Below are 24068 nucleotides of genomic sequence, written 5' to 3' on the forward strand. Positions count from 1 at the left end.
GCCCACAGGGGCGGTACCGGATCATCCGGTGCCGCCCCTCTGTGTTGCGCCCGTGTAAACAGCTCGTTCCGCTCGTGAGAAAAGCATTGACCGCGGAGAGATCGCGCCCTAGATTATGGGACAGCAGTCAGGTGCCGTCAGATGTCTGACAGCCTGCGCCTATGACCCTTCGACAGAAAGACCGCGATGCTCAACTTCGACCCCGACCGCTTCCTCACCATTCAGAGCGACGCTGTCGCCATCGCTCCCCGGCTCGACGCCGAACTCCGTCGCCTGCTCGACGGCGGCGCGGAGAACCTCTTCTTCCTCGGCGCCGGCGGGGTCATGTTCCTCACCCAACCCGCACTGCAGCTGCTGCAGACGTCGTCCACGTTCCCCACCTTCTATGAGATGGGCGCCGAACTCGTCGAGCGCGGCAATGTGAACCTCGGCCCGACATCCATCGTCGTCATGCCCTCGCTCTCGGGCACGACGAAGGAAGCGATCACGGCTCTCGACTATGCCCGCTCGAAGGGCGCCACCATCATCACGTTCACGGGCCATGCCGACACCCCGCTCGCACAGAACGCCGACATCAACTTCACCACCTTCGCCGAGGACGACACCTCGTCGGAGATGTTCTACCTGCAGACCCTGCTCGTCGCGCTGACGATCCTCGACCACCGCGGCGAGATCACCGACTACTCCTCGATCGTCGCCGAGCTGCAGCAGCTGCCGGCCCTGCTCATCGAGACGAAGAACGACTTCGAGTCGAAGGCCCCCGCCTTTGCCCAGGCCCTCGCCGACAGCGACTACCACCTGATCACGGGCGCCGGCTCGACGTGGCCCGAGGCGCACTACTACGGCATGTGCATCCTCGAAGAGATGCAGTGGATTCGCACGCGCCCCGTGCACGCCTCTGACTTCTTCCACGGCGCGCTCGAACTCGTGGAAGAAAACGTGAGCGTCGTCGTGTTCGCCGGCGAAGACGCCACCCGCGGCCTCACCACGCGCGTGCAGGAATTCGCCCCGCGCTTCACCGAGCGCCTCCTCGTTCTCGATGCGGCGACGCTCTTCCTGCCGGGCATCTCGGACCGCACGCGCAGCCTCATCTCGCCCGTTCTGCTCGCCACGGTGCTCGAGCGCGTCAGCGCCCACCTCGAGGTGCTGCGCGACCACCCCCTGACCACCCGCCGCTACTACAAGAAGCTCGTCTACTGAGCCGAAGGGGCCGCCACTCGGCGGCCCCTTTCCGTCCCGCCCCACCCGAACCCGCCCCACCCGAACCACCAGCACCGCATTTCATCCGCAACGCCCGATCCGGATCTCCGCTCTCGAAAGGTACGTACCGTGAAGAAAACACCACATGCGCTCGTGATCGGCGGTCTCGTCGCTCTGGCGCTGACCGCCTGTAGCTCGGGCGGCACCGGCACCACCGCGCAAAAAGACGTCGACCTCTCCGACGTGGACTACTCCGGCACCGTCAGCGTCATCACGCGTTACGCCGGCGCCTACGAGGGGTTCTTCCAGCAGATGAAGGCCGACTTCGAGGCCGAGCACCCCGATGTGACCATCGAGCTGCAGCAAGAATCCGACCAGGGCTATAAAGACAAGATCAAGACGCTCACGGCATCGCAGAGCCTCCCCGATGTGTACTTCTCCTGGGCCGGCAACTATGCCGAACAGTTCTACGACAACGGGGTCGTGCAAGACCTGACCAGCGTCATCGGGTCGGGCACCGAATGGGGTGACACATTGGCTCCCAGCGCAGTGGGCGCCTTCACCAAGGACGGAAAGACCTACGGCATCCCCTTCGGCCTCGACGCCAAGTTCATGGTCTACAACGAGAAGATGTTCGCGGATGCGGGCGCCACCGTCCCCACCGACCTCGACAGCCTGCTCGAAACGTGTTCGACCCTTTCGGCCGCCGGGCTGACGCCCATGTCGTTCGGAAACGTCGACGGCTGGCCGGCCCTGCACTTCATCACCCAGTTGAACAGCTACAACGTGCCGGCCAAGACCCTGGCCGACGATTACAAACCCGATACGGCGACCTTCGAGAACCCGGGTTACGTCGACTCGCTCGACCAGTTCTCCGAGATCGTCGACCAGTGCACCACGACGGGCGCATCGGCGAACGGCTCGGACTACTACTCGCAGCGCGACGCGTTCGGGGCGGGAGCATCCGCCATGTTCTATGTCGAGAACCTCGAGTTCGGCGCGACCGTGCCGGAAGGCAGCCAGGCCGAACAGGACGGCTGGAACATCTTCAAGCTGCCCGTGCCGGCCGACGCCGCGGGAGACACCGGCGCACTCACGGGCGCCCCGGACGGCTTCCTCGTCAACCCGAAAGCCGAGAACCTGCCGCTCGCGGTCGAGTTCATGCGCTTCGTCACCGACAAGAAGAACGCCGAGACGCTGACCACCATGCTCAACATCCCGAGCCCCGTGGTGGGTTCGCTCACCGAGAGCAACTCCACCCCGCAACTGCGCGAAAGCATCGATCAGCTGCAGGATGCGAGCAGCCTGTCGATCTGGCTCGACACCGTCACGGTGCCCGACGTCGCCGACGCCTACCTCTCGGGGGTCGAGGGCCTCATCGCCGGCGACAAGACGCCAGAACAGGTGATGGATGCCGTGAAGGCAGCCTCCGAGCAGGCGAAGGGCTGAGCGACCCATGCTGAAGGAGGTCCCCGTGGCCAGGAAGGATTCCGCCCTCGCGACGGGGACTTCCGCCCCGCTGCGCACCGGCCGGCCGACGCGCCGCCGCCCCGCCCGCTGGAAGGGTCTGGTCTGGGTCGTCCCCGGCCTCGCCGTCCTGTTCCTCTTCGTCTACTACCCGCTCGTGCTGAACTTCCGTTACAGCGTCGAATCATCGAACATCTTCACGGGCGAGCAATCGTTCGTCGGCGCGGACAACTACGTCAAGATGTTCGCCGACCCGATCTTCTGGCGGGCCCTCGGCAACAACGTGCTCTACGCGGTCATCTCGATCGTCTTCCAGGTGGGCTTCGCGCTCGTGTTGGCGGCGATCATCGAGGGTCTGCGCAGCGCCCGGTGGCGAGCCGTCCTGCGGTCGATCTACTTCGTGCCCGCGGCGATGTCGCTCACCGTGACGGGCCTGCTGTTCAGCTTCATCTATCAGCCGGATGGTGGCCTGCTGAACGGCATCCTCGACGCGGTCGGCGCGGATGACCTGCAGCGCGCGTGGCTCGGCAACTCGCAGACCGCTATGACGGCGATCATCATGATGAGCCAGTGGCAGGGGTTCGGCTACACGGCGCTTCTCTTCGCCGTCGCCATTCAACGCATCCCGCGCGAACTCTTCGAGGCCGCGGCGATCGACGGGGTGGGACCGATCCGCCAGATCTTCACCATCACGGTGCCGCTCGTGCGCGAGATGACGGCGCTCATGATGATCGTCACGATATCGGGCGCATTCCAGGTGTTCAACGAGGTCATGGTGATGACCTCTGGCGGCCCTGATAACTCCACGCAGGTGCTCGGCACCTGGCTCTACCGCAGCGGATTCGTGAAGAACGACTTCGGTTATGCGGCCGCGATAGCCGTCGTGATGTTCGTCATCACCCTGGCGCTCGCCATCGTCCAAGTCCAGTACGCCAACAAGAAGAGGGTCTGATGGCCGAGACATCCACCGTCGCCATCGTCACGCAGGGTGCGCGACGTGACCGCGACCCGCGACGCGCGGTCACGGCGAACCGAACCGACGCATTGCGCCTCATCGGGCGCCTCCTGCTCGTCGGGTTCCTCGCCGGCCTCGCCATCGTCGTGATCTACCCGATCCTCTGGATGGTTCTCTCATCGTTCAAGACCAACGGCGAGATCCTGCAGAACCCGTTCGGCTGGCCGTCCGCCCTCAACGCCGACAGCTACGGCCGCGCGCTCGACAGCGGAGTCGGAACCTATCTGCTCAACAGCGTCATCGTCACCGCGGCGAGCGTAGTGAGCACCACCCTGCTCAGCGCGTGGGCGGCGTATGGCCTGACGCGCATCACCATTCCGTTCAGCCGCACGATCCTGTTCGTGATCGTGGGCGGGCTGATGCTCGCGCCGACCGTCGCGGTCATCCCCCTCGTGCGGTTGCTGCAGTCGTGGGGAATCTACGACTCCTACTGGGCGCTCATCGTGCTCTATACGGCGTTCCGCATTCCGTTCACGACGTTCCTCATCCGCTCGTACATGGTCGACCTGCCCGTCGAGGTCGATGAGGCCGCCGTGCTCGACGGCGCCCGCAACAGCCAGATCTTCTGGCGCATCACCCTGCCGATGTCGGCGCCGATCATCACGTCGGCGGTCATCCTGCAGATCCTGTTCGCGTGGAACGAATACCTCTTCGCGCTCATCTTCGTCGGGGATGACGCGCTGAAAACCCTGCCCGTCGGTCTCGCCACCCTCTCCTCGCGCTCGGTCACCGATTTCCCGGCCGTCTTCGCGGGGATGACGATAGCGGCCGTGCCCATGATCGTGTTGTTCTTCGTCTGCCAGAAGTACTTCATCCGGGGCCTCGCCGACGGGATCGGCAAATGACGGTCGGGCACCCCGCACCGGAAGCACGAGATGATGTGAGCGGCGGAGGGGCGCCGCTCAGGGAGGAGAACGGCATGACGGGACCGCGGTTCGCGACGCTCGGCGACAACACGATCGACCAGTACTTCGGCGCGACGAACGAAAGCTTCGTCGGCGGCAACGCCGTCAACGTGGCCGTGCAGTTGGCGGCTCTCGGCGACGACGTCCGCTACGCGGGGGCGGTCGGCGCCGATCGCGACGGACAGCGCGTGCGGTCGGCCTTGCACCAGCGCGGCGTCGGCGTCGAACTTCTCGTCGACCTTCCCGGGGTGACGTCGATCTCCCAGATCCAGGTGCAGAGAGACGGCGACCGGCGCATCGGTTTCGAGGACTTCGCCGTCTGCGCCGACTACCGCCCATCGGCTGCGGCGTACGACGCGGTGGCCGACGCCGCGATCGTGCACCTCGGGTGGACCCCCTTCGGCGGAGAGATCCGCCGCGAACTCAGCTCCCGCGGCGTAGCGATCAGCCAGGACTGCGCGGTCACGGCGGGTTTCGACCACCTCGACATCGCGTTCGGATCGGCCGGCGAGAATGTCGAGGCCGCCCGCATCCAGGCCATCGAGGCTCTCGCGGGCGGTGCGGCACTCGCCATCGTCACGATGGGTGCAGCGGGGAGTATCGGGTTCGACGGCGAGAGCTGGTTCGAACAGGCCGCCGAACCGGCCGAGGTGGTGGACACCACGGGTGCCGGGGATGCCTTCATCGCGGGTTTCCTGCACGAGTGGGCGCGGTCCGCCGATGTCCCGGCCGCCCTGGCCTCTGGGGCTCGCAACGCCGCCCGAGCGTGCGGGCACCCCGGGGGGTTTGCGCAGCAGCCGGAACCGCTCGACATCACCTCGCCCCGCGGTACATTGAGAGATCGAGCGCAAGGGCACGAGCCGGCCGTGATGCACGATGAGGGGAGCATCTGATGGAGACCACCATCGTGGGGCGTGAGCTCATGTCCGTACAGGTCAGGGATGCCCTGATCGAGTACTTCCGCGAGCACGGCGTCAAACCGGGCGACCGCATTCTCAGCGAGCCCGAGATCGTCGAGCTGTTCAAGGTGGGCCGCAGCACCGCTCGAGAAGCCGTGAAGTTGCTCGAGCACGACGGGCTCGTCGAAGTGCGCCCGGGTCTCGGTCGGTACCTGTCGTCGCTGTTCGCGGCCACCGTCGATCGCCCCATCACGCGTTTCGAGTCGGTGTCGCAGATGCTCGCCGGCATGGGTTATTCGAGTCGAACGCTCACCCTGTCGGTCGAAGAGTCGGCACCCACCGACGTCGAGGCGACCGCGTTGGGCCTGACGGCCGAAGATGCGGTCGTGCGCGTGACGCGGTTGCGCAGCGACCACGACGAACCACTCATGTACAGCATCGACACCATCGTCCGCTCGCACCTGCCCGGGCCGATCAAGCACGTCGACTGGAACGGTTCGCTGAGCGCGCTCATGCGCGACCAGGGCAAGGAGATGACGTTCTCCACCGCTCGCATCCAGGCCGTCAATCTGCCCGACGAGGCCGCAGACCGGTTCTCGCTCACCGGGCACGATCCCTGGCTGCTCATCACCGAGACGGCGTTCTCCACGACCGGCGAGGCCGTCCTGTATGCCCAGGACTATCACCGCGGGGACATGTTCAGCTTCAACGTGCTGCGGCGCTGACCGCAGCACGACCTCTCACGACCCCGGGCCCGGGCAGTCGGCGTCAGCACCTCCGACGCCGCTCATCGGCGTACCCGGAATCGCACCACCGACCGACTCATCGATCCACTGACCCACCGACCCACCGACCCACCGACCAGTGAAGGACCAGGACCATGGCCAGCACCGACACCACGACTCGCACCTCGTCATCCCGTCGCCGTTCCCGCCGTTCCCACCGCACCGAGTGGCATCTGCGCCGTCCCGTCGATGCACCCGCCGCCGACCGTTCGTTCTGGTTGCAGGATGCGCCCGCGGGCCCCGCCCTTCCAAGCCTCGCCGGCGACACCACGGCGGATGTCGTCATCGTCGGCGGTGGCCTCACCGGGCTGTGGACCGCGCTGCGCATCCGCGAGGCGGCCCCGGAGAAACGTGTCGTCGTGCTCGAGGCGCTCACGTGCGGCTCGGGTGCGTCGGGACGCAATGGCGGCCAGGTGCACTCCTGGTACGAGAGCCTTGACCGCCTCACCCACGTGACGGATGCTGCCGAGGCCGAGCGGTTGGCTCGAGCGACCTCCGAGGCGATCGACGAGTTGCACGACCTGCAGAGCTCGGGCGAACTGGACATGGGCCTGCGCCTGGACGGCTGGTTGTGGACCGCATCCTCTCGCGCTCAAGAGGGCGCGTGGGATGACGCGGTGCGCGCGAGTTCGGCGCTCGGCGTCGACGCTTACACGCCGCAGGATGCCGACACAATCGCTCGGTCGACAGGCTCGACGGCGTCCTATGTCGGCGTACGAGAGACGCACGCGGGAAGCCTGCACCCGGGCAAGCTCATGCGCGGGCTGCGCGCTCTCGCCGAGCGACGCGGTGTCGTGATCCACGAGCACACGCCCGTCGACACCATCCGCATCGGACCCCGGCCCTCTGTCGTCACCCCGACGGGCACTGTGACGGCCGACGCCGTTCTCGTCGCGACCAACGTGTGGGCCTCCTCCATCCCAGAACTCCGACGCCGCATGTTCATCGTCGACAGCGAGGTCATCGCCACGGAACCCATTCCCGAGCGGCTGGACGCCCTCGGGTGGACGGGTGGCGAGGCCATCTGCGACGCTCAGCAGCAGGTCCTGTACTACCAACGCACCGCCGACGGCCGCATCGTCTTCGGGCGCGGCAGCGGGCGCACCATCTTCGCCGATCGCGTGGGGGCCTCGCTCAACCGCCGCTCCGGAGAGCGCACCGACACCGTGGCCGAATTGCACCGCGTCTTCCCGGAGTTGAGCGATGTGCGCATCGACTACGACTGGACGGGCGGCATCGACTGCGTGCCCGAACACGTTCCGATCTTCGGTGCCCTCGACGACCAGCGCAGCGTGTTCTATGCCGTCGGATGGAACGGCACCGCTCTGGCGCAGATTCCGGCATGCTCGCGCATCATCGCCTCGATGGTGTTGAAGCGCGACGACGAGTGGAGCGGGAGCAAGCTCATCGACCAGACATCGCCGACGTTGCCGCCGGAGCCCATCCGCTTCATCGGCGCGAACATCGTGCGAGCGGCCGTCGTGCGCAAGAATCGGGCCGAGATCCGGAACCGTCGCCCCGGCCTGCTCACGCGCCTCATCCTGCGCCTCATGCCGGGTTCGTCCGAGCACTGAGCGAGGCCCGCGAGCGTCATGCCGTCAGTGCAGGCACGTGCCCCGGATGGTGCGCATCGCCTCGGTGAAGTCGGGGTGCCGGCTGATGCGTGCCTGTGGCCGCATCCAGGTCAGCTCGACGTGCGAGCCGCATTCGTCGACGTAGCAGAGCACCTGGAAGTCCTCGGTGACGTCGACGTGGTCGGTGACCCGCCACTGCGTCTCGGTGAGGCGCACGATGTCGAGCGAATTGGCGTGCGTCTGCGTCAGCGCGCGCGCCCGCGTCTCGGTCTCGGCTTCGGCCTGGGCCTCGGCACGTGTCCTGGTCTCCACAGTGGTCATGATGTCCCTCCCGTCCCTGATCGTCACGGCGTTCCGTGCTCGTGTGACGACGGTACGGCGTACCCCCAACGGGTGTCACGAGGATTGACAGATCGGCGAACCAGTGCAGGATGCGGGGGCCGCCGCGAGCACTTGTCCCCCAAAAGGGGGAGAAGTGTAGAAGCGCTTCTCGGTCTTGTGAATCCCCTCCTCAGGGGCGCCGCTTCTTCCTAACGTGGGGTCCGCGAGCAAACGTTCGTGACGCATGACGAAGGGAGAAATCATCATGGCAGATCAGAGTAACCCGGGTCAGTTCGGCAACCGCGAGGACACCGAAGAGCAGGCTAGCAAGGGCGGCCAGGCGAGCTCCGGCAGCTTCGGCAGCGAGAATTCCGCAGACCCCAGCGAGGCCGGCAAGAAGGGCGCAGAAGCCCAGCCGACCGAGGCGAAGGCAGAGGGCGGCCGCAACTAGGTCGCGCATGCGGGCGGGGTGGGGAGCGTGCTCCTCACCCCGTTTGTGTTGCCCGGGTTTGTCAGCGACCGGGCTGCGCGCGCAAACCGCGGTCGACGAGATCGATGAGCCACTCGAAGCTGTCGTCGATGTCTTCGGCCCAGCGAAAGCCACCCGTCGATTGGATGCTCGCGAACCCGTGGAACATGCTGCGAACGGCGCGCAGCGCGTGGGTGGACTGCTCGGGCGCCACATCGTATCCCCGCAGCACGGCCCGCAGCGGGCGCAGGCCCTCGGCCGCCGCGAGCGCGAGCGGGTCGCCGGGGCCGAGGGGCTCGAAACTGACGGTGGCGGCATAGCGACCCGGATGCGTGAGCGCGAAGTCCCGCAGCGCGTGGGCCGCGGCGGCGAGCGCATCGCGACCCGCGAGCCCCTGGATGGCGGCACCCATCGCCTCGCCCGCTTCGGTGAGCGCCAACGTCGCGATCGCACGGTTGAGGTCGGCCTGGTTCTCGACGTGTTTGTAGAGCGACGGCGTGCGCACCCCGACGCGCTGGGCGAGCGCTCCCATGCTGAGCGCCGCGAAGCCGATCTCGTCGGCCAGGTCGGCGCCCGCGGCGATGACGGATGCGCGATCGAGGCCCGCCCTAGGCATGCGAACCGTTGCGGGTGGGGGCGATCGTGCTGAGGAAGGGGAGCATCGCCTCGAGTGTCTCATGCGGTGCCTCGACGTGCGGGTAGTGCCCGGCGCCCTCGATCACGGTCAGCTGACCGAGACCCGCTGGCAGGTCGGCGAGGATCGCTTCGCCTTCGGCACGGGGCGACACCCAGTCGGGATCGGCGGAGCCCTGAATGACGAGCACGGGTTGCGTGACGCGCGGCAGGGCCTCGCCGGCGTCGACGGGCGGCAGCGAGCCCATCTTCTGCAAAACCTTCATGCGGCCGGGCTGCTCGAGCGAGTCCGTGATCTCGGCGAGGCGCGCGGACCAGTCGGCGGGCTTCGCGCCCGGGTAGGCGACGTCGAGGTACTTCGCCCACTGGCGCGTGCTGCCGAGCATCGTGGTGCCGATGAGATGCAGCGCGCCACGGCGGTAACGAGCCACACCGAAGTCGCCGAGGCGGATCTTCTGCTTGCGCGTGAACGGGCCGAGCTCGACGACCGCGGTGACGAGTTCGGGTGCGTCGGCGGCGGCGATGGTGACGGCGCCGCCCGCGATGGAGTGGCCGACCAGGACCGCCGGGCCCCCGAGGTGACGCACGAGGGCGAGCAGATCGCCCGCGATGGCCGCGCGGGTGTAGGTGGGCCAGTCGACGCTCGATTCGCCGCAGCCGCGCAGATCGACCGAGGCGACGCGGTAGCCGGCCGACACGAGCGCGGGGGCGATGAAGCGGAAGGCTTCGCGGCTGTCGCCCATGCCGTGAGCGAGCACGACGAGCGGGCCGGAGCCGGCGATGTCGTAGGCGAGGGTGCCTTCGTCGAGTGCGAGGTACTCGGTCATGATGAACTCCTGTCGATTGCGGCTAACGCCGTTAGCTAGAAACTAACAGCGTTAGCCGCAGGAGTCAACCCGCGTCAGTCCGGTATCCGCCGCACGCGAAACTTATTGCCTCGTCATGGCGATCTGCATGAGGTGGTGCGGATCGGCCAGATGGCTGTGATCGTCGTCGCCGGCGTCGAGGCGCAGCCATGCGATCTTGCCCGTGAACTGGTTTCCCGTCGGCCCGTAGTCGTCGGAGACGGGTGAGGCCAGGTCTGAGCCGATATCTACCGTTTCGTCCATCGAGAAGAAGAACGGAAGGGTGCGCTCGATGCGCCCCTCCGCGAGCACGGTCTCACCCTCGAAGAGCGTGACCGTACCGCCTTTGCCGAGACCGCCGCCGTCGTAGGCGAAGTGCGCCCGCAGTTCGACTGCCCCCTCGCTGACCGCCGTCTCGCTCCTCACGTAGTCGGTGTGGACGCCTCCCAAGTTGTAGGCGAACGCGGGCTTGCCATCGAGAAGGTACAAGCTCCACCCGCCGTACGCACCGCCCTGGGCGATGAGCACGCCCGCTGCCCCACCACGGGGCACCTCGATTTTGGCCGTCACGGTGAAGGACTTGTTCTTCACATTCACGACCGAGTTTTCACTCATGCGCTTCATGCCCGAGTAGAACGTCTGGCTCGAGCCCTTGACGAGCTCCGGGCGACCGACGAGCTCACCGTTGAAGCGCTCAGCGGACCGCGTGTCCATGGGGAGCACGTTGAAGCGCGCAGCCTGGATCAGGAAGAGCCTCTGAAGCTCGGCCAGCTTCTCGGGGAACTCGGCGGCGAGGTCGTGCGATTGAGTCCAGTCCTCTTCGACGTTGTACAGCTCCCAGACGTCGTCGTCGAGCCCGTGCGAGGAGCTGAGCCACGGGTCTTTGTGTTTTGCCACGGCCGTCCAACCGAGGTGGAAGATGGCTCGGTTCCCGAACATCTCGAAGTACTGCGTGGTGTGCCGTTCGGGCGCATCAGCGTCGTCGAAGCTGTAGTTCATCGCGGTGCCCTCGTAGGGTCGCTGCGTAACGCCGTTTACGGTGTGGGGTTCTGGGATGCCGGCCGCCTGCAACACGGTCGGCGCCACGTCGATCACATGCGCGAACTGGTCGCGAACTTCACCGCGCGCCGCGATTCCCTTGGGCCACGCGACGATCGTTCCATTGCGCGTTCCGCCCCAGTGGCTGGCGACTTGCTTCGTCCACTGATAAGGCGTGTCCATCGCATGCGCCCAGCCGATGGCGTAGTGGTTGTAGGAGCGCGGCGTGCCCAGGTCGGCCGTGTGGGCGATCTTGTATTCGTCGGTCTCGACGTCTTCCATATGGTTGATCGTGAAGCCCTCGTTCGTGGTGCCCGTCATGGTGCCCTCTGCGCTGGCGCCATTGTCGCCGATGATCAGGTAGATGAGCGTGTTGTCGAGCTCGTCGAGTTCTTCGAGCGCATCGAGCAGCAGACCCACGTGGTGGTCGGTGTACTCGAGGTACCCGGCATATACCTCCATCTGGCGCGCCAGCGTTGGTTTGATGTCCTCACTCATCTCGTCCCAGGCCGGGATGCCGGGGCTCCGCTTCGTCAGCTCGGCGTCGTCAGGGATCACACCGAGCTTCTTCTGCGCCTCGAAGGTGTCGGCGCGCACGGCATCCCACCCCGTGTCGAACCGACCGCGGTACTTGTCGGCCCATTCCTCGGGAACGTGGTGGGGCGCGTGGGTCGCACCGGGGGCGAAGTACGTGAAGAAAGGCTTGTCGGGGGCCAGGGACTTCTGCTGCTTCGTCCAGTCGATGGCCTTATCGGTCATGTCGGCCATGAAGTGGTAGCCCTCTTCGGGCGTGCCCCAGGGTTCGACCGGTGAGGTGTTCTCGTAGATGGCCGGATACCACTGGTTCGTCTCGCCACCGATGAAGCCGTAGAAGTACTCGAATCCTCCGCCGGGGTGGGGCCAGTGATCGAACGGCCCGACCGCGCTCGTCTGCCACACGGGCACCTCGTGGCATTTGCCGAACTGGGCGGTGCTGTAGCCATTGAGCTTCAGCGTCTCGGGAAGAGGGGCGCAATTGTTCGGCCGTAGGGAGTTGTACCCGGGGGCACTCGTCGCGATCTCGGTGATGCCCCCCATGCCGACAGTGTGGTGATTGCGACCCGAGAGCAGGGCGGCACGCGTCGGCGAGCACAGCGCCGTCGTGTGAAAGCGCGAGTATTTCACGCCGAGTGCGGCGATGCGCTCGAACGTGGGCGTGTTGACGGGGCCTCCGAAAGCGCTCGTCGCGCCGAAGCCGCAATCGTCGATGAGGACGACGAGCACATTGGGCGCACCCTCCGGCGGGCGCACATCGGCGATGGGCGGAAAGTGCGTGTCGGGTGACGTGGCGTCATACGTGACTGTTCCGGTGTACGCGAGGTCCGGAATCGGCAGACTCGATCGCTGCAGATTGTCGTCGTTGGTGGTCATGCGTGCCCCTTCATCGGCGCGGTGGATGTCTGATCCGCGATGCCTTCAGTGAAGTGCGCCCGGTGCCGCCCTTCCACACCCGAAAGAGGTGAGGTTGGGCGACGCCATTGAGTCCGGAGGGTCGACACGATTGGATGTCTACAGAGGAGGAACATCTGTGGCGGTCGTGGAATTGAGCGATATGAAGCACATCGAGGCGGGGACGTTCAGCATGGGCTCCGCCGAGTTCTATGCCGACGAGATGCCCGTGCACGATCGCCGTGTCGACGCTTTCGAGCTCGATGTGCGCCCGGTCACGAATCGGGATTTCGCAGCTTTCGTGGCCGATACGGGTTATGTGACGGTCGCTGAGCGCGAACTCGACCCCGCCGATTTTCCGGGCGCCGACCCAGCCGACCTCGTGCCGGGCGCCCTGGTCTTCCGCCCCACCGCCGGGCCGGTGAATCTCGCGGATTGGCGCGCGTGGTGGGATTGGGTGCCCGGTGCGCACTGGCGTCGACCGTTCGGTCCGGGCAGCTCCGTCGACGACAGGCTCGATCATCCGGTGGTGTCGGTGTCGTTCGACGATGCGAGCGCCTTTGCCGAATGGGCGGGGAAACGCCTGCCCACCGAGGCGGAGTGGGAACGTGCCGCTCGGGGACACCAGTCGGGTGCGCGGTACGCCTGGGGCGACGATCTGCGCCCCGGTGACCGCATCATGGCGAATACCTGGCAGGGCCGCTTCCCCTATGCCAACAGCGGCGCCCAGGGCTGGGTCGGCACCTCGCCCGTCGGGTCCTTCCCCGCGAACGATTTCGGGTTGGTCGACATGATCGGCAACGTCTGGGAATGGACCACGACGCGCTACACATTCGGGCATGTCGTCCCCGAGATCGAGCAGAAACGCGTCTTACGCGGCGCCCGAGCCGATCTACTCGGGCCTGAGGAGCCCACCGGCGACGAACGTCGGGCGCTCAAGGGCGGCTCGCACCTGTGCGCCCCCGAGTACTGTCTGCGCTATCGGCCGGCGGCACGTTCACCTCAATCGGATGATTCCGCCACCACACATATCGGCTTTCGCTGCGCCCGCTCCATCTAGTCGCTCGCCCGCGGGCGGGCTCACCGTATTCGCGCCGACGAGCTGCGCCCGCCATGCCTATGCGCCGTCGACATCGCCACGTGTTTCAGCTGTGGGTCGGGCGTCGGCCGCCAGCGCCTCTCGCGCCGAGGAGTGCACTCGACCCGATTCGTCGAGCGCGCGCCACCACGCCGTCCGCTCGGCCAGACGGAGCGCGCCGGTCGGCATGCCGGCCACCTCGAGCCGCACGCCCGTGCCGCGCAACTCGGCGTCGAGATCGGCGAGCGTGTCGAGAACCGTGACCGACGTGATCTGCAGGATCGAGGCATCGAGAATGACCACGCGGGGACGCTCTCGCCCGACAGCCTCCTGCACCGCGGCCGTGGTGCCCAAGACGTTGGCTGTGTAGAGCGGCGACTCGAGCACGACGACGAGAACCCCCGGCCGCGGCTCCGTCACCGCGATGCGAGGCCGGTTGAGCTCGCGGAGCACCAGCAACAGCGTGAAGAGCACGCCCGCCGCCACCGCGGGTATCAGGCCCGCCGCGAGCCCGATCACGGCGGTGAGGGCCGCGATCCAGAACTCGGCGCGGCTGATGCGCCAGAGGCGAACGAGGCCCTGGATGTCGATGAGACCGACGACCGCGACGAAGACGAGCGCCGCCAGGGTGGCCTGGGGCAGCTGGCTGAGGACGGGGGCCAGGAGAACGGCGACGAGGACGGCGAGCCCGGCCGTGACGAGGGAGGCGACCTGCGATTTCGCCCCGGCGCGCTGATTCACGGCGCTCTGAGAGAAACCGCCGGCCGCTGGAAGCGACTGGAAGAACGCCCCGATCGCGCTCGTCACGCCGGTTGCGAGCAGCTCGCGGTTGCTTCGGATCTGCGGATCGCCCGCCACACGGATTCCGCGAGCGACCGAGGCGGATTCGAGGAAGGCCATGACGGCGATCGCAAGTGCCCCCGGAAGGAGCGCACCGATCAGGTCGAATTGCGGCAGCATCGGGACGGGCAAACCCGTCGGCACCGGGTCGATGAGGCGCAGGCCGTTGTCGCTCAGTGCGGTGAACGTCACGAGAAGGATTCCAGCGGCCACCACGACGAGCGGGCCCGGCACGCGCGGCGCGAATCGCCGCAGGGCCACCAAGAGCACGATCGAACCCACCGAGAGCAGCAGGGTCGCGAGGTGCGTTCCCGGCACAGCGGCGAGCGTGGCGGCTAACGTGGCCGCGAACCCACGCCCGGTCGGTTCGACGTCGACGCCCAGAAGCTTCGGCACCTGTCCGAGCGCGACCGTCGCCCCCAGACCCACCTTGATGCCGACGAGGGTCGCGTGATTGATGTTCTCGACCAGGCTGCCGAGGCGCAGAACGCGGGCAAGAATCAGGATGACGCCGACGAGCAAGGTAAGGGTGGTCAGGGCGCGCAGCGGGTCGGATGAACTCGCCGCCACGCCGGCGGAGACGAAAGTCGTCGCGGTCAATGTTGCGATCGTCGATGTCGTCGTCACGCTCATAGCCCGCGAACCGCCGACGGCGGCATAAACGACGAGCGGCACGATGCACGTGTAGAGCCCGACCTGCACGGGCAGCTCGGCGATGGTTGCGTAGGCCATGGCTTGCGGAATGACGACGGCGCCCGCAGACAGGCCAGCGATGGCGTCGGGCAGGGCCCACGCCCGTCGATACCCTCGAAGCGTCGGAAAGAGCCAAGCTGCCGTCACGAGCGTCACCATCCTGTTCCTGCCGTCCCCGCCGAACCGAGTTCTGCCAGTGTGGGCGACCCCGGCGGCTCCTTCACCACCCCAAGCGGGTGAATTCGCTGAACGAATTCGTGGCCCGGCATCTCCCTGCTGAGCTAACCTGGCGCTGTTCAGGGGAAATCGGCGGCGGCGGGAGGAGGCGACGTGGTGCAGGAGGCGGAGCTTCGGGCCGGTTCGCGCGATTCCGGCGCGCGCATCCCCTCTGCCGGCCCACGCACTCTCGTGCGAAATCGCTTCGACGCCCACGTGGCGTCGCTGAGCGAAGGCCCGGCGCGACTTCTCGGCGTGTGGGGAGCAGCGGGCTCGGGCAAGACGACCCTGCTCGCGGCGTGGGCCCGCCGCGCACAGGAGGCCGACCAGACCGTGCTCTGGGTCTCCGCGACGGAACTGCGGCTCGACGCCGACATCGAGACCCTGCTCGCATACCTCGCCAGGCCCCCGGCCGAGGCGTTGGTCATCGTCGACGACCTACACCGACTCGGGCCGCGGGCGCGCAACCTGGCGGAGCGGCTGCTCGATACGCCGCGGCGAGAAACGGGCATCATTCTGGCGGGACGCTTCGACCCGTCGGGCCGACACGCCTATCTCGAGGCATCCGGCGCCCTGATCGATATCCGCGAGGCCGAGCTCGCGTGCACGCTCGAAGAGGTGCTCGAGTTGGCGAACCTGCATGGTCTCGAGCTGAGCAGCGGCTCGGCCGAGCGTCTGGTGCGGCGCACGGGCGGGTGGATGACGGGTGTCGCGCTCGCCATGCCGTGGTTGCTGCGCGAACCGACGCCGGATCGGGCCATCCGCCGGTTCGACGGCAACCACCGCGCTATCGCCGACTTTCTGACCAGCGAAATCATCGCCGACCTCGACGACGGTGACCGGGCCGTGCTGATGGACGCAGCGGTGCAATCGTGCGTGCCACTCGGACTCGCGATCGCCGTCACCGGGCGCGTCGACGCGGGATCAATCTTGCACCGGCTCGCCGCGCACAACGCATTGATCACCGAAGATCTGCACGACGAGACCTTCACCTACCACCCCATCCTGCTGGCCTTTCTGCAGGCCGAGAACCGCAGGCGGGACTTCGTGCGCGCCAACGATCGCCACCGGGCGGCGGCGGATTGGTACGCCGCACGGGGAGACGGCGCGTCGACCCTGACCCATTCGGCCCTCTCCGGCATGCCCGGGGTGGCGGAGGCGGCACTCGACGAGTTCGGGCTCGAAGTCTGTCTCACAGGCCCGATCGAAGCCGTCGGTGCGGCAACGACGACTGTTGGTTCGCGCGCGGGCCCCGCCGCCGCGGCACTGCGGATGCTCATGCAGTGGCCTCTCGGCGTGCACACGCCCGAGAGCCGGCACGCGCTGCGCGACGTCGAGGCCGCACTCGCCGCTGCCCGGCAGCCGCCGAGGGACGCGGCGACCGTGCGGGTGGCCCGCTGGTCAGCCGTGCTCGCGGCCCTGCGTGCGTGGGCACTCTCCGCTGACGACGGCGACGCCGCCGCCGAGACCGAGCTGGCGCTCCGCTCACCCGAGGTCCGCGAGGCCCGGGCCGCCTGTCTCTCCCTGGATCTGTTGTGTCTGACGGCCGAGGGCCTCGTCTCACTGCGGCGAGGCCGCGGGAGTGAGGCGGCCGCGCGGCTGGCCCATGCCTCGGAATCGGCGCGCGCGGCCGGGCTCCTGCGTCTCGCGGCCATTGCGGACGACCTCGCGCGCGAACCGGCCCGGCAGGCGCACGACTGGCGGCAGGTCGCGCGACTCGAACTCCGACTCACCCGGATGCGTCGCGTCGACGCGTCCGCCGATCCCGTCGACGCCCATATCGATCTCCTCCGAGATCTGCGCGCCTGGGAGGCTTTCGCGCCGCTTCCCGCGTCGACTGCCGTGCCCTTCATCGACGTGCGGCCGGCTGGCCCGGGCGAGCTGGGCACCGCACAGCACGCGTTGTCGCTCGTCATGCGCTTGGGCGAGGGAGTCGACCCCTCTGCCGACCTGACGGACTTCGAGGCCTGGGCAGTCGAGTTCGGTCCGGGGCACCCGGCCAGCGTCGCCACCGCCGCCCTGGCATGGTTCTCGGCGGTGTACTCCCTGCGTGGCCGCAGCGACGCTCTTGCAACGGCACGATTCGTGTCGGCGACGCTCGGTGCGGGAACGCTCGAAGACATCGTCATGCGCGCGGCAACCGCCGACTCCAAGAACCGCGCGTCCACTCTCGCCGACCTGCGTGCCGCGCTCGGCGATGGTGGTTCGGCCCCCTCGCACGAACACGCGCGGGCCTGGCGCGGTACGACCGAGGTCTGCGCGTGGATCATGTTGGCGCACACCGCTGAAGCGGCCTCGCGACTGGTCGAAGCGGATGCGGCTGTGCGGCGCGCCCTCGAACTCGCCCAAGCCATCGATTGCGTGCGAGCGTTCACTTTCTTCGACGCCGCCGGCATCCGTCTCCTGCACAGCCGGCGCGGGCGACTCGGGCATTCAGAGGGTTACGCGCGACACATCCTCGTTCGCTCGGGCTTCACGGGGACGCGAGACCCCGTCGGGCAGACCGGAACGCTGACCGCCCGAGAGTTCGCTGTGCTGCGCGAGCTTCCGGCCCACCAATCGGTCGCCGAGATCGCCAAGCGTCACAGCGTCAGCGTCAATACGGTCAAGACGCATCTGCGCAGCATCTACCAGAAGCTGGGCGCGAACGATCGCGCGCACGCGATCGCGATCGCTCACGACATCGGCCTGCTCTGATCGGCTCGACCCGCCACCCCGGCCTCACCCTTCCCGGGTGAGGCCCCGGCATCGCCAGAAGACCATCATGGTCCCAAGCCGGCAGGGAGGATCGGGCATGAAGCGCTACGAGTTCCGAGTGCCCTGCGCGCTGTCCGACACACTCGCCGCCGCCTTCCCCGAGCTCGACGCCGTGCAGATCGGCCCGGCCACGACCATGCTCACGGGCGAGATCCGCGATCAATCCGAGCTCCACGGCATGATCGCGCGCATCGGCGACCTCGGTCTCGAATTGCTCGAGGTGCGCCAGGGGCAGTGACGTGATGCGGGGTCCGCGAGGTCAGGGTCCGCGAGGTCAGGGCCGAGCGTCCTCGCGATCACCATCCGGTACGTCTGCGCGTCGCAGGATGAGCGGGACGACCACCCAGATGATGGCGACGACCACGAGGATGCCGGCACCCGCGACGATTCCGGCGGTGCGCCCGATCACGAAATCGCACACGAACATGGCGACGCCGCCGAACAGCAACGAGCCGAGCGCGAGACACACGATCAGGATGCGGCTCGCCGCCGTCACGAGCACGGCCTTCGCCCCGCGGCGGAACAGGAGGCGGTGCAGCGCGACCGGCGCGAGGGCCAGCAATGTGACCGCGGCCGCCAGGAACACGAGCACCAGATAGGTCGTCACCTCGAACGCGTCGAGCTTCGTGAAGCGCGCCTGGAACGGGAGGGTGACGAGAAAGCCGGCGAGGATCTGCGTGCCCGTCTGCAGCACCCGGAACTCCTGCATGAGCTCGTCCCAGTTGCGATCGGAACGCTCGTTGGGTGTCTCGTTGCGGCCGTCGTTCGGCGCGACATCCATCGTCTTCTGCACGGTACGCCTCCCTCGGTGTCTCGGGCGGCGATCGGGCGCGGGCCTCGCCACCGCTGGGCCAGAAGTTTAGTCCCGTCGGGCTGCGCTCGCGCGGGGGGGCGACGCCCCGATTGTCGGCGCCGTGCGAAGGTGGGAAGATCGACGGGTCGCGTGCGTGCGGCCGTGGGTTGGGAGACACGTGGACGAGCGGGAACCGATATCCGGTGTACACGGCCTGCCCACCGACAGCGATCTCGGTGACCATGATTCGCCCGGCCCGACGCCCCCCGCGTCGGCGCCGCCTGCCGGCGCTGACCGCCCCGCGCATCTGCAGTGGCCACTCATCGCACTCGTCGCTCTCGGCGGGGCCGTCGGCACGGCCGCCCGCGAAGCGTTGACGCTGGCCTTTCCCGTGCAGACGTCGACTGCCGACGGGACGATCGGCTCCGTCGCACCGGGCCTTCCCCTCACGGTCGGCGTCATCAACGTGGGCGGCGCCTTCGTGCTCGGCATCCTGCTCGCCGCCCTCGCCGCGCGGGGCCCGGATGTCGGGCGCCGCCGCGCACTGCGCCTGACCTTCGGCACGGGTGTGCTCGGCGGTTTCACCACCTACAGCGCCCTGGCCGCCGACACCGCTGGGCTGCTCACGAGCGGCTTGGCGGGGCAGCAACTCACCGGCGCCGCCTACGCGGTCGGCAGCATCGTCATCGGCGGCGCGGCGAGCGCCCTGGGCATGTGGATCGGCAGCCGGGGCGCACCACACCTGGGCAGTCGCCTGCCAGCCGCAGACTCCCCCGCCGGCGGCCCGCGCCCGGCTGCGCCTCGCGAACGCGCAGGCGAATCGTGACCCCGCTGCTCTTCATCGCCATCGCCTTGGCCGGCGGTCTCGGTGCCGCCGCCCGGTTCGTGCTCGACGGCGTCGTGCGCGCCCGAACGGCATCGCGCACGACGTTCCCGGTGGGCACCTTCGTCATCAACGCAACGGGTTCGCTTTTGCTCGGGCTGGTCGTCGGGCTCACCTCGGCGCAGCTCCTTCCCGAAACGCTGCAGGCGGTCGTCGGGGCGGGCTTCCTCGGCGGCTACACGACGTTCAGCACGGCCAGTTTCGAGACGGTGCGCCTGCTGCAGGAGCGACGTTTCAGCGCGGCCGCCGTCAACGGCATCGGGATGCTCGCGGTCTGCGTGCTGCTCGCCACCGCCGGGCTCCTTTTCGGCTCAGCCCTCTAACGTCGGGGCCGCGCCAAGGAGCCGGTTTCGGCGCGGCGCGAACGCGGTGGTCACGGTCACCGAAACGGTCACGCTGACGGGTTCGGGCAGCTGCGCAACCCGCTCAGCCAGGACATCCTCGTCGACGTGGTGGGCGCTCGGCCCCATGAGCACGTCGTTCAGGACATCCGCGTGACTCATAGAGGTCTCGTATTCGACGGGGGTGGACGAGAGGTCGACGAAGCCGTCGAGTTGAGCCGCCAGGCGCTCCTGTTTGCGATCGTCGACCCCGATCATGCCCAGCGGCCCGACGAGTTCGCGCAAGTGACGCGAGGTGGGCGTGACGACGATGAGCCGTCCGCCGGGCTGCAGCACGCGCAGGATCTCGGGTCGATTGCGCGGCCCGAAAATGCTCAGGATGGCGGCGGCCACACCCGTTTGCAGGGGCAGCGGTTGCCACACATCCGCCACGACCGCGGCCAGCGTCGGTGAGGGAACATCACCATTGAGCGTGCCACGGCGGGCCGCTCGGCGGGCGGCGAACTTGGACAGGTCGATGTCGATGCCGCGCATTTCGGGATGGGCGCGCAAGACGCGTTCGAGGTAGTAGCCCGTGCCGCCCGCGAGATCGACGACGAACCCCTGTCGGCTCACCGGGGCCGGCGCCGGCGCCGGCGCGCGGGCAGGGGCCTCGGCATCGATGTGAACGTCCTCGCCCGCGCCGGAAGAAGGAACGGTCGCGAGAGCGGCGGCCACGGTATCGGCGATGCGCTCGTAGTGGCCACGGCTGAGGAGGGCGTCGCGCGCCGCGACCATGTCGGCGTTATCCCCTGTCCCCGCGTTTCCGCCGCCGCGAAGCAGCGACACGTAGCCCTGTTTCGCGACGTCGAAACCGTGTCCGGCGGCGCAGGTCAGCGCCGTCTCGTCTTCGGTGAACGCGATCGCCTCGCCACAGACGGGGCACGCGAGTGCGTCGATCACCCGTGAGAGCGAACCGCGCCGCGCGCGGTCCGGCGAGGCCACCGGCGTCGCGCTCGTTCGCGAGGGCGAACCCGTTGCGGTGGTTCGAGAGAAAGAACCCGTCGCGGTGGTCGCCGCGCGTTCTGCGTGCTCGCTGCCGGATGTCACGGTCGAAGTCTCCTCGAGGTCGATCCATCCTCCCACGCGCTCGATGATGCGAGTCGGGACCAGGCGTGGCGGAACGCTCAGCGCTGCGAGGCGCTCCACTCGAGGGAGTGCTGCACCTGCTCGGCGCTCAGCTGCGTCTCGGCGCCGCAGTTGGTGCACCGGTTGACGTGCTTCTTCGAGAAGGAGAACAGAGGGACGAAGAACAGCGTGAAGCGGTTCGCGCGTTTGACGACCTGCTGCGGCGCCCGCACGTTGCACACGGCACAGACGAAGGTGACGACGTTGACGATGCTCTCGGTCACGCGACTGCCGAAGATGAGTAACACGTGCGCGCCCTACAGTTCCGAGGCCGAGACGGAGAACGTGTCGCACGCCTGCGGGCCGCCGTCGAGACCCGCGGTGAACCACTTCTGGCGCGAGGCGCTCGAGCCGTGCGTCCAGGTGTCGGGGTCGACCTGACCCGAGGACTGTTCCTGAATGCGGTCGTCACCGATGACGGACGCCGCATTCAGGGCATCCGCGATCTGCTCGTCGGTGAAGGGTTTGAGCAGGGCCTGACCCGAAGCGTCCTCGGTGGTCGACGCGAACTTGGCCCAGGCGCCCGCATAGCAGTCGGCCTGCAGCTCGGTGCGCACCGAATCGGATGCCGGGCCGGAGCCTCCACGGTCGGTGCGGTCGAAAACCCCCGTGACCTTCTGGATGTGGTGGCCCCACTCGTGCGCGATGACGTACATCTGCGCGAGCGAACCGCCCGAGGCGCCGAACTGGGTGCGCAGCTGCTCGAAGAACGACGGGTCGACGTAGATCTGCTCGTCGGCCGGGCAGTAGAAGGGGCCCGTGGCGCTGGACGCCTGACCGCAACCCGTGGAGATGCCCTGGCTGAAGAGGTTGACGTCGGCGGGCGACCGATAGGCGGCACCGAGCACGGCGGGCGAGGCCTCGGCCCAGTAGTCGTCGAGCGAGTTCGAGGCGCCGACCACCAGGCAGTCGGTGCGTTCGTTGGCGTCGGCCCCGGTCTCGCAGTCGAGTGCGACCTCTTGCGACGAGCTGCCCCCGCCGACACCGCCGCCGCCCACGAGCCCCGTGAGATCGACGCCCAGCAGCTGCGACAGGATGAACAGGCCCACCACGACGACCGCGCCGCCACCGCCGGCGATAGCGGTGTTGCGGCCGCGCTTCGACACCTTGGACGTATCGAGGCGCGCGTTGTCGTTGAAAGTCATCCCCCGAAGTTACCCGTTTCCCGAATCGCGCGGGGAGGGGTTGCGCGGCCGACGCGGCACAGTTGCGCGGCACCGCCGGCGCGGTTGCGCAAGAGCGCCGACACGGTTGCGCCCACACGAACGAGGGGTGGGATGCCGCAGCCCGCGCGCCATCCCACCCCTCGTGATCGAGCGTGATCGGCTATTGCCCGCCCGCCTGCGTGTAGGCCGTCATGGCGGCGGCCTGCGCGTCTTCGAGCGCCTTCTCGGGCGTCTTGTCGCCCAGCAGCGCCGACGTGATGGCGTTGTTCAGCTCGCTCTTGATGGCCTGACCGGCCGGCGAGGAGCCGAACGACCGACCCTCGGCGGCGACGTCGTAGAACGTGGAGATCGTCTGGTCGAAGCCGGCGTTACCGCTGTCCCCGACGAACTTCTCGCGCACGGCCTTGTCGGCTTCGGGCGATCCGGTGAAGAGGCCCGTGTTGATGGCGCCGGGTTTCGCGGCAATGGTGTCGGCTCGAGCCTCACCCGCGGCCATCCAGGCGTCCTGCGACGTCAAGTCGAGGGCCCACTGGCACGCGGCCGACGGGTTCTTGGCGCCCGTCGGAATGACGAACGCCGTGCCGCCGGTGACCGAGAAGGGCTCGCCGTCCTGGTCGCGGAAGGGCACGGCCTCGATCTCGACCTGGTCGGCATAGGGCGAGAGCACGTTCACGTACCACTGCGCGTTCAGCTGCGCGCCGACCTGGTCGGCCACGAACTGGTTGTTGTCGCCGAACGTGTCGAAGGAGTCGGAGAAGCTCTTCATCTTGGCGAAGCCGCCCTGAGCGTCGGCCAGCTCGGTCAAGAATTCGATGGCCTTGACGTTGTTGGGGTCGTCGAGCGTGGGCTTGCCGTCGTCGTCGATGACCTGGCCGCCGTAGCCCAGCATCCACAATTCGCCTTGGCCGGTCGCGACCGGGTCGAAGCCGATGGTGGTGGGATTGCCGCCCGACTCCTTGTACATCTTCTTGGCGGCCTCGATGAGGACATCGGGTTTCGAGGTGTCGATCTGATCGGCCGTGACGCCCGCGGCATCCATGACCTTCTTGTTCAGGATGATTGCGGGCGGCTGGTAGAACTGCGGAACGCCCCACATCTGGTCGTCGTAGGTGACATCGTCGACCACGTTCTCATACCAGCGCTCGTCGGCGTCGACGTCGCCCGCCGCGAAGCATTTGTCGAGGGGCTGGATGAGGCCCTGCGCGGCGTAGGTGCCCACGAATTGGCGGTCCATCTGCACGATGTCCGGCACCGAACCGCTCGCGGCGCGCGTGGTGAACTTCTGCGCATCGAAGGCGGTCTGGTCGATCTTGATGTCGACGTCCTTCAGCTGCGCCTTCGCGTAGTCCAGGCGGCTGGTGCCCACGTCATCCGCGTTGTCGAAGCCCCAGGCGTTGAGCGTGCCCGTCGGCGTGGTGGTGAAATCGGCGGCGGCGGTGTCGTTGCCCCCGCCGGAGCATCCCGCGAGTGCGACCATGGCGGTCGCGACCCCGACGGCGAGCAGAGTCTTCTGTGACTTCTTCACGTGTCCCTCACTTCTTTCGAAACTACTTCT

The 24068-nt window shown here is 67.9% G+C and carries 23 protein-coding genes; 13 read left to right on the plus strand and 10 right to left on the minus strand.

Annotated elements, in window-relative coordinates; all coding sequences use genetic code 11:
- Positions 1-186: 186 nt before the first annotated feature.
- From ALI44B_RS09900 to ALI44B_RS09930, 7 genes are all read left to right on the plus strand, one after another.
- Complete coding sequence (locus ALI44B_RS09900) at positions 187-1200, plus strand: SIS domain-containing protein (RefSeq protein WP_077054534.1); 1014 nt, start codon at positions 187-189, stop codon at positions 1198-1200.
- 129 nt (positions 1201-1329) lie between these two features.
- Positions 1330-2649 (plus strand): ABC transporter substrate-binding protein, encoded by a 1320-nt coding sequence (locus ALI44B_RS09905; protein ID WP_143459175.1) that lies wholly within the window; start codon positions 1330-1332, stop codon positions 2647-2649.
- Between the two features lie 25 nt (positions 2650-2674).
- The gene (locus ALI44B_RS09910; protein WP_238592179.1) at positions 2675-3619 is read left to right on the plus strand and encodes a carbohydrate ABC transporter permease; all 945 of its coding nucleotides are present in this window, start codon (positions 2675-2677) and stop codon (positions 3617-3619) included.
- Complete coding sequence (locus ALI44B_RS09915; protein ID WP_083709858.1) at positions 3619-4527, plus strand: carbohydrate ABC transporter permease; 909 nt, start codon at positions 3619-3621, stop codon at positions 4525-4527. The genes ALI44B_RS09910 and ALI44B_RS09915 overlap by 1 nt, the downstream gene beginning before the upstream one ends.
- A gap of 74 nt (positions 4528-4601) precedes the next feature.
- Entirely contained in the window at positions 4602-5480 is an 879-nt protein-coding gene (locus ALI44B_RS09920; protein WP_077054536.1) for a PfkB family carbohydrate kinase, read from the plus strand.
- Positions 5480-6211: a GntR family transcriptional regulator gene (locus tag ALI44B_RS09925; protein WP_202969380.1), complete on the plus strand. Its 732-nt coding sequence runs from the start codon at positions 5480-5482 to the stop codon at positions 6209-6211. The genes ALI44B_RS09920 and ALI44B_RS09925 overlap by 1 nt, the downstream gene beginning before the upstream one ends.
- Positions 6212-6366: 155 nt before the next feature.
- Positions 6367-7845, plus strand: coding sequence for an NAD(P)/FAD-dependent oxidoreductase (locus ALI44B_RS09930; protein ID WP_083709860.1), 1479 nt, complete (start codon positions 6367-6369; stop codon positions 7843-7845).
- Positions 7846-7869: 24 nt separating this feature from the next.
- Here the strand turns inward: ALI44B_RS09930 and ALI44B_RS09935 are convergent, their stop codons facing one another.
- Positions 7870-8166 carry a hypothetical protein gene (locus ALI44B_RS09935; RefSeq protein WP_077054537.1) on the minus strand — a complete coding sequence of 99 codons (297 nt, stop codon included), beginning with the start codon at positions 8164-8166 and terminating at the stop codon, positions 7870-7872.
- A gap of 265 nt (positions 8167-8431) precedes the next feature.
- Here ALI44B_RS09935 and ALI44B_RS09940 point away from each other — a divergent pair, with 265 nt between their 5' ends.
- On the plus strand, positions 8432-8617 hold the full coding sequence (locus tag ALI44B_RS09940) for a hypothetical protein (RefSeq protein WP_077055514.1): 186 nt from the start codon (positions 8432-8434) through the stop codon (positions 8615-8617).
- Between the two features lie 61 nt (positions 8618-8678).
- On the opposite strand, the gene ALI44B_RS09945 is transcribed toward ALI44B_RS09940, so the two are convergent.
- The 3 genes from ALI44B_RS09945 to ALI44B_RS09955 all read right to left on the minus strand — a co-directional run bounded on the left by ALI44B_RS09945 (position 8679) and on the right by ALI44B_RS09955 (position 12561).
- Positions 8679-9251, minus strand: a complete 573-nt coding sequence (locus tag ALI44B_RS09945) for a TetR/AcrR family transcriptional regulator (RefSeq protein WP_077054538.1) — start codon at positions 9249-9251, stop codon at positions 8679-8681.
- On the minus strand, positions 9244-10095 hold the full coding sequence (locus tag ALI44B_RS09950) for an alpha/beta fold hydrolase (RefSeq protein ID WP_077054539.1): 852 nt from the start codon (positions 10093-10095) through the stop codon (positions 9244-9246). The genes ALI44B_RS09945 and ALI44B_RS09950 overlap by 8 nt, the downstream gene beginning before the upstream one ends.
- Before the next feature lie 102 nt (positions 10096-10197).
- The gene (locus ALI44B_RS09955) at positions 10198-12561 is read right to left on the minus strand and encodes an arylsulfatase (protein ID WP_077054540.1); all 2364 of its coding nucleotides are present in this window, start codon (positions 12559-12561) and stop codon (positions 10198-10200) included.
- A gap of 181 nt (positions 12562-12742) precedes the next feature.
- Between ALI44B_RS09955 and ALI44B_RS09960 the strand changes: the two genes are divergently transcribed.
- Entirely contained in the window at positions 12743-13639 is an 897-nt protein-coding gene (locus ALI44B_RS09960) for a formylglycine-generating enzyme family protein (RefSeq protein ID WP_077054541.1), read from the plus strand.
- Between the two features lie 57 nt (positions 13640-13696).
- Here ALI44B_RS09960 and ALI44B_RS09965 read toward each other — a convergent pair whose 3' ends face one another.
- Positions 13697-15349, minus strand: a complete 1653-nt coding sequence (locus ALI44B_RS09965) for a SulP family inorganic anion transporter (RefSeq protein ID WP_077054542.1) — start codon at positions 15347-15349, stop codon at positions 13697-13699.
- Between the two features lie 171 nt (positions 15350-15520).
- On the opposite strand from ALI44B_RS09965, the gene ALI44B_RS16415 reads away from it, so the two are divergent.
- Positions 15521-18103, plus strand: coding sequence for a helix-turn-helix transcriptional regulator (locus ALI44B_RS16415; protein WP_077054543.1), 2583 nt, complete (start codon positions 15521-15523; stop codon positions 18101-18103).
- Positions 18104-18200: 97 nt separating this feature from the next.
- Positions 18201-18401: a DUF8691 family protein gene (locus ALI44B_RS09975; RefSeq protein ID WP_077054544.1), complete on the plus strand. Its 201-nt coding sequence runs from the start codon at positions 18201-18203 to the stop codon at positions 18399-18401.
- A gap of 36 nt (positions 18402-18437) precedes the next feature.
- Here ALI44B_RS09975 and ALI44B_RS09980 read toward each other — a convergent pair whose 3' ends face one another.
- Positions 18438-18956, minus strand: a complete 519-nt coding sequence (locus ALI44B_RS09980; protein WP_353615678.1) for a DUF6328 family protein — start codon at positions 18954-18956, stop codon at positions 18438-18440.
- A 178-nt stretch (positions 18957-19134) separates the two neighbouring features.
- On the opposite strand from ALI44B_RS09980, the gene ALI44B_RS09985 reads away from it, so the two are divergent.
- The gene (locus ALI44B_RS09985) at positions 19135-19782 is read left to right on the plus strand and encodes a fluoride efflux transporter FluC (protein ID WP_077054546.1); all 648 of its coding nucleotides are present in this window, start codon (positions 19135-19137) and stop codon (positions 19780-19782) included.
- Positions 19779-20162 (plus strand): fluoride efflux transporter CrcB, encoded by a 384-nt coding sequence (crcB, locus tag ALI44B_RS09990; RefSeq protein WP_077054547.1) that lies wholly within the window; start codon positions 19779-19781, stop codon positions 20160-20162. Before ALI44B_RS09985 ends, crcB begins: the two co-directional genes overlap by 4 nt.
- Here the strand turns inward: crcB and ALI44B_RS09995 are convergent.
- The 4 genes from ALI44B_RS09995 to ALI44B_RS10010 all read right to left on the minus strand — a co-directional run bounded on the left by ALI44B_RS09995 (position 20151) and on the right by ALI44B_RS10010 (position 24038).
- A complete protein-coding gene (locus ALI44B_RS09995; RefSeq protein ID WP_143459177.1) occupies positions 20151-21122 on the minus strand; it encodes a putative RNA methyltransferase in 972 nt (323 codons plus the stop codon). The genes crcB and ALI44B_RS09995 overlap by 12 nt on opposite strands.
- 224 nt (positions 21123-21346) lie before the next feature.
- Positions 21347-21595 (minus strand): zinc-ribbon domain-containing protein, encoded by a 249-nt coding sequence (locus tag ALI44B_RS10000; RefSeq protein WP_077054548.1) that lies wholly within the window; start codon positions 21593-21595, stop codon positions 21347-21349.
- A 9-nt stretch (positions 21596-21604) separates the two neighbouring features.
- Positions 21605-22492 (minus strand): KPN_02809 family neutral zinc metallopeptidase, encoded by an 888-nt coding sequence (ypfJ, locus tag ALI44B_RS10005; protein ID WP_077054549.1) that lies wholly within the window; start codon positions 22490-22492, stop codon positions 21605-21607.
- Positions 22493-22673: 181 nt separating this feature from the next.
- Positions 22674-24038 (minus strand): ABC transporter substrate-binding protein, encoded by a 1365-nt coding sequence (locus ALI44B_RS10010; protein ID WP_077054550.1) that lies wholly within the window; start codon positions 24036-24038, stop codon positions 22674-22676.
- Between the last annotated feature and the right edge of the window lie 30 nt (positions 24039-24068).

Origin of the sequence: Leifsonia sp. ALI-44-B (assembly GCF_001984125.1) — a bacterium.
In the GTDB taxonomy this organism is placed as follows: Bacteria; Actinomycetota; Actinomycetes; order Actinomycetales; family Microbacteriaceae; genus Okibacterium.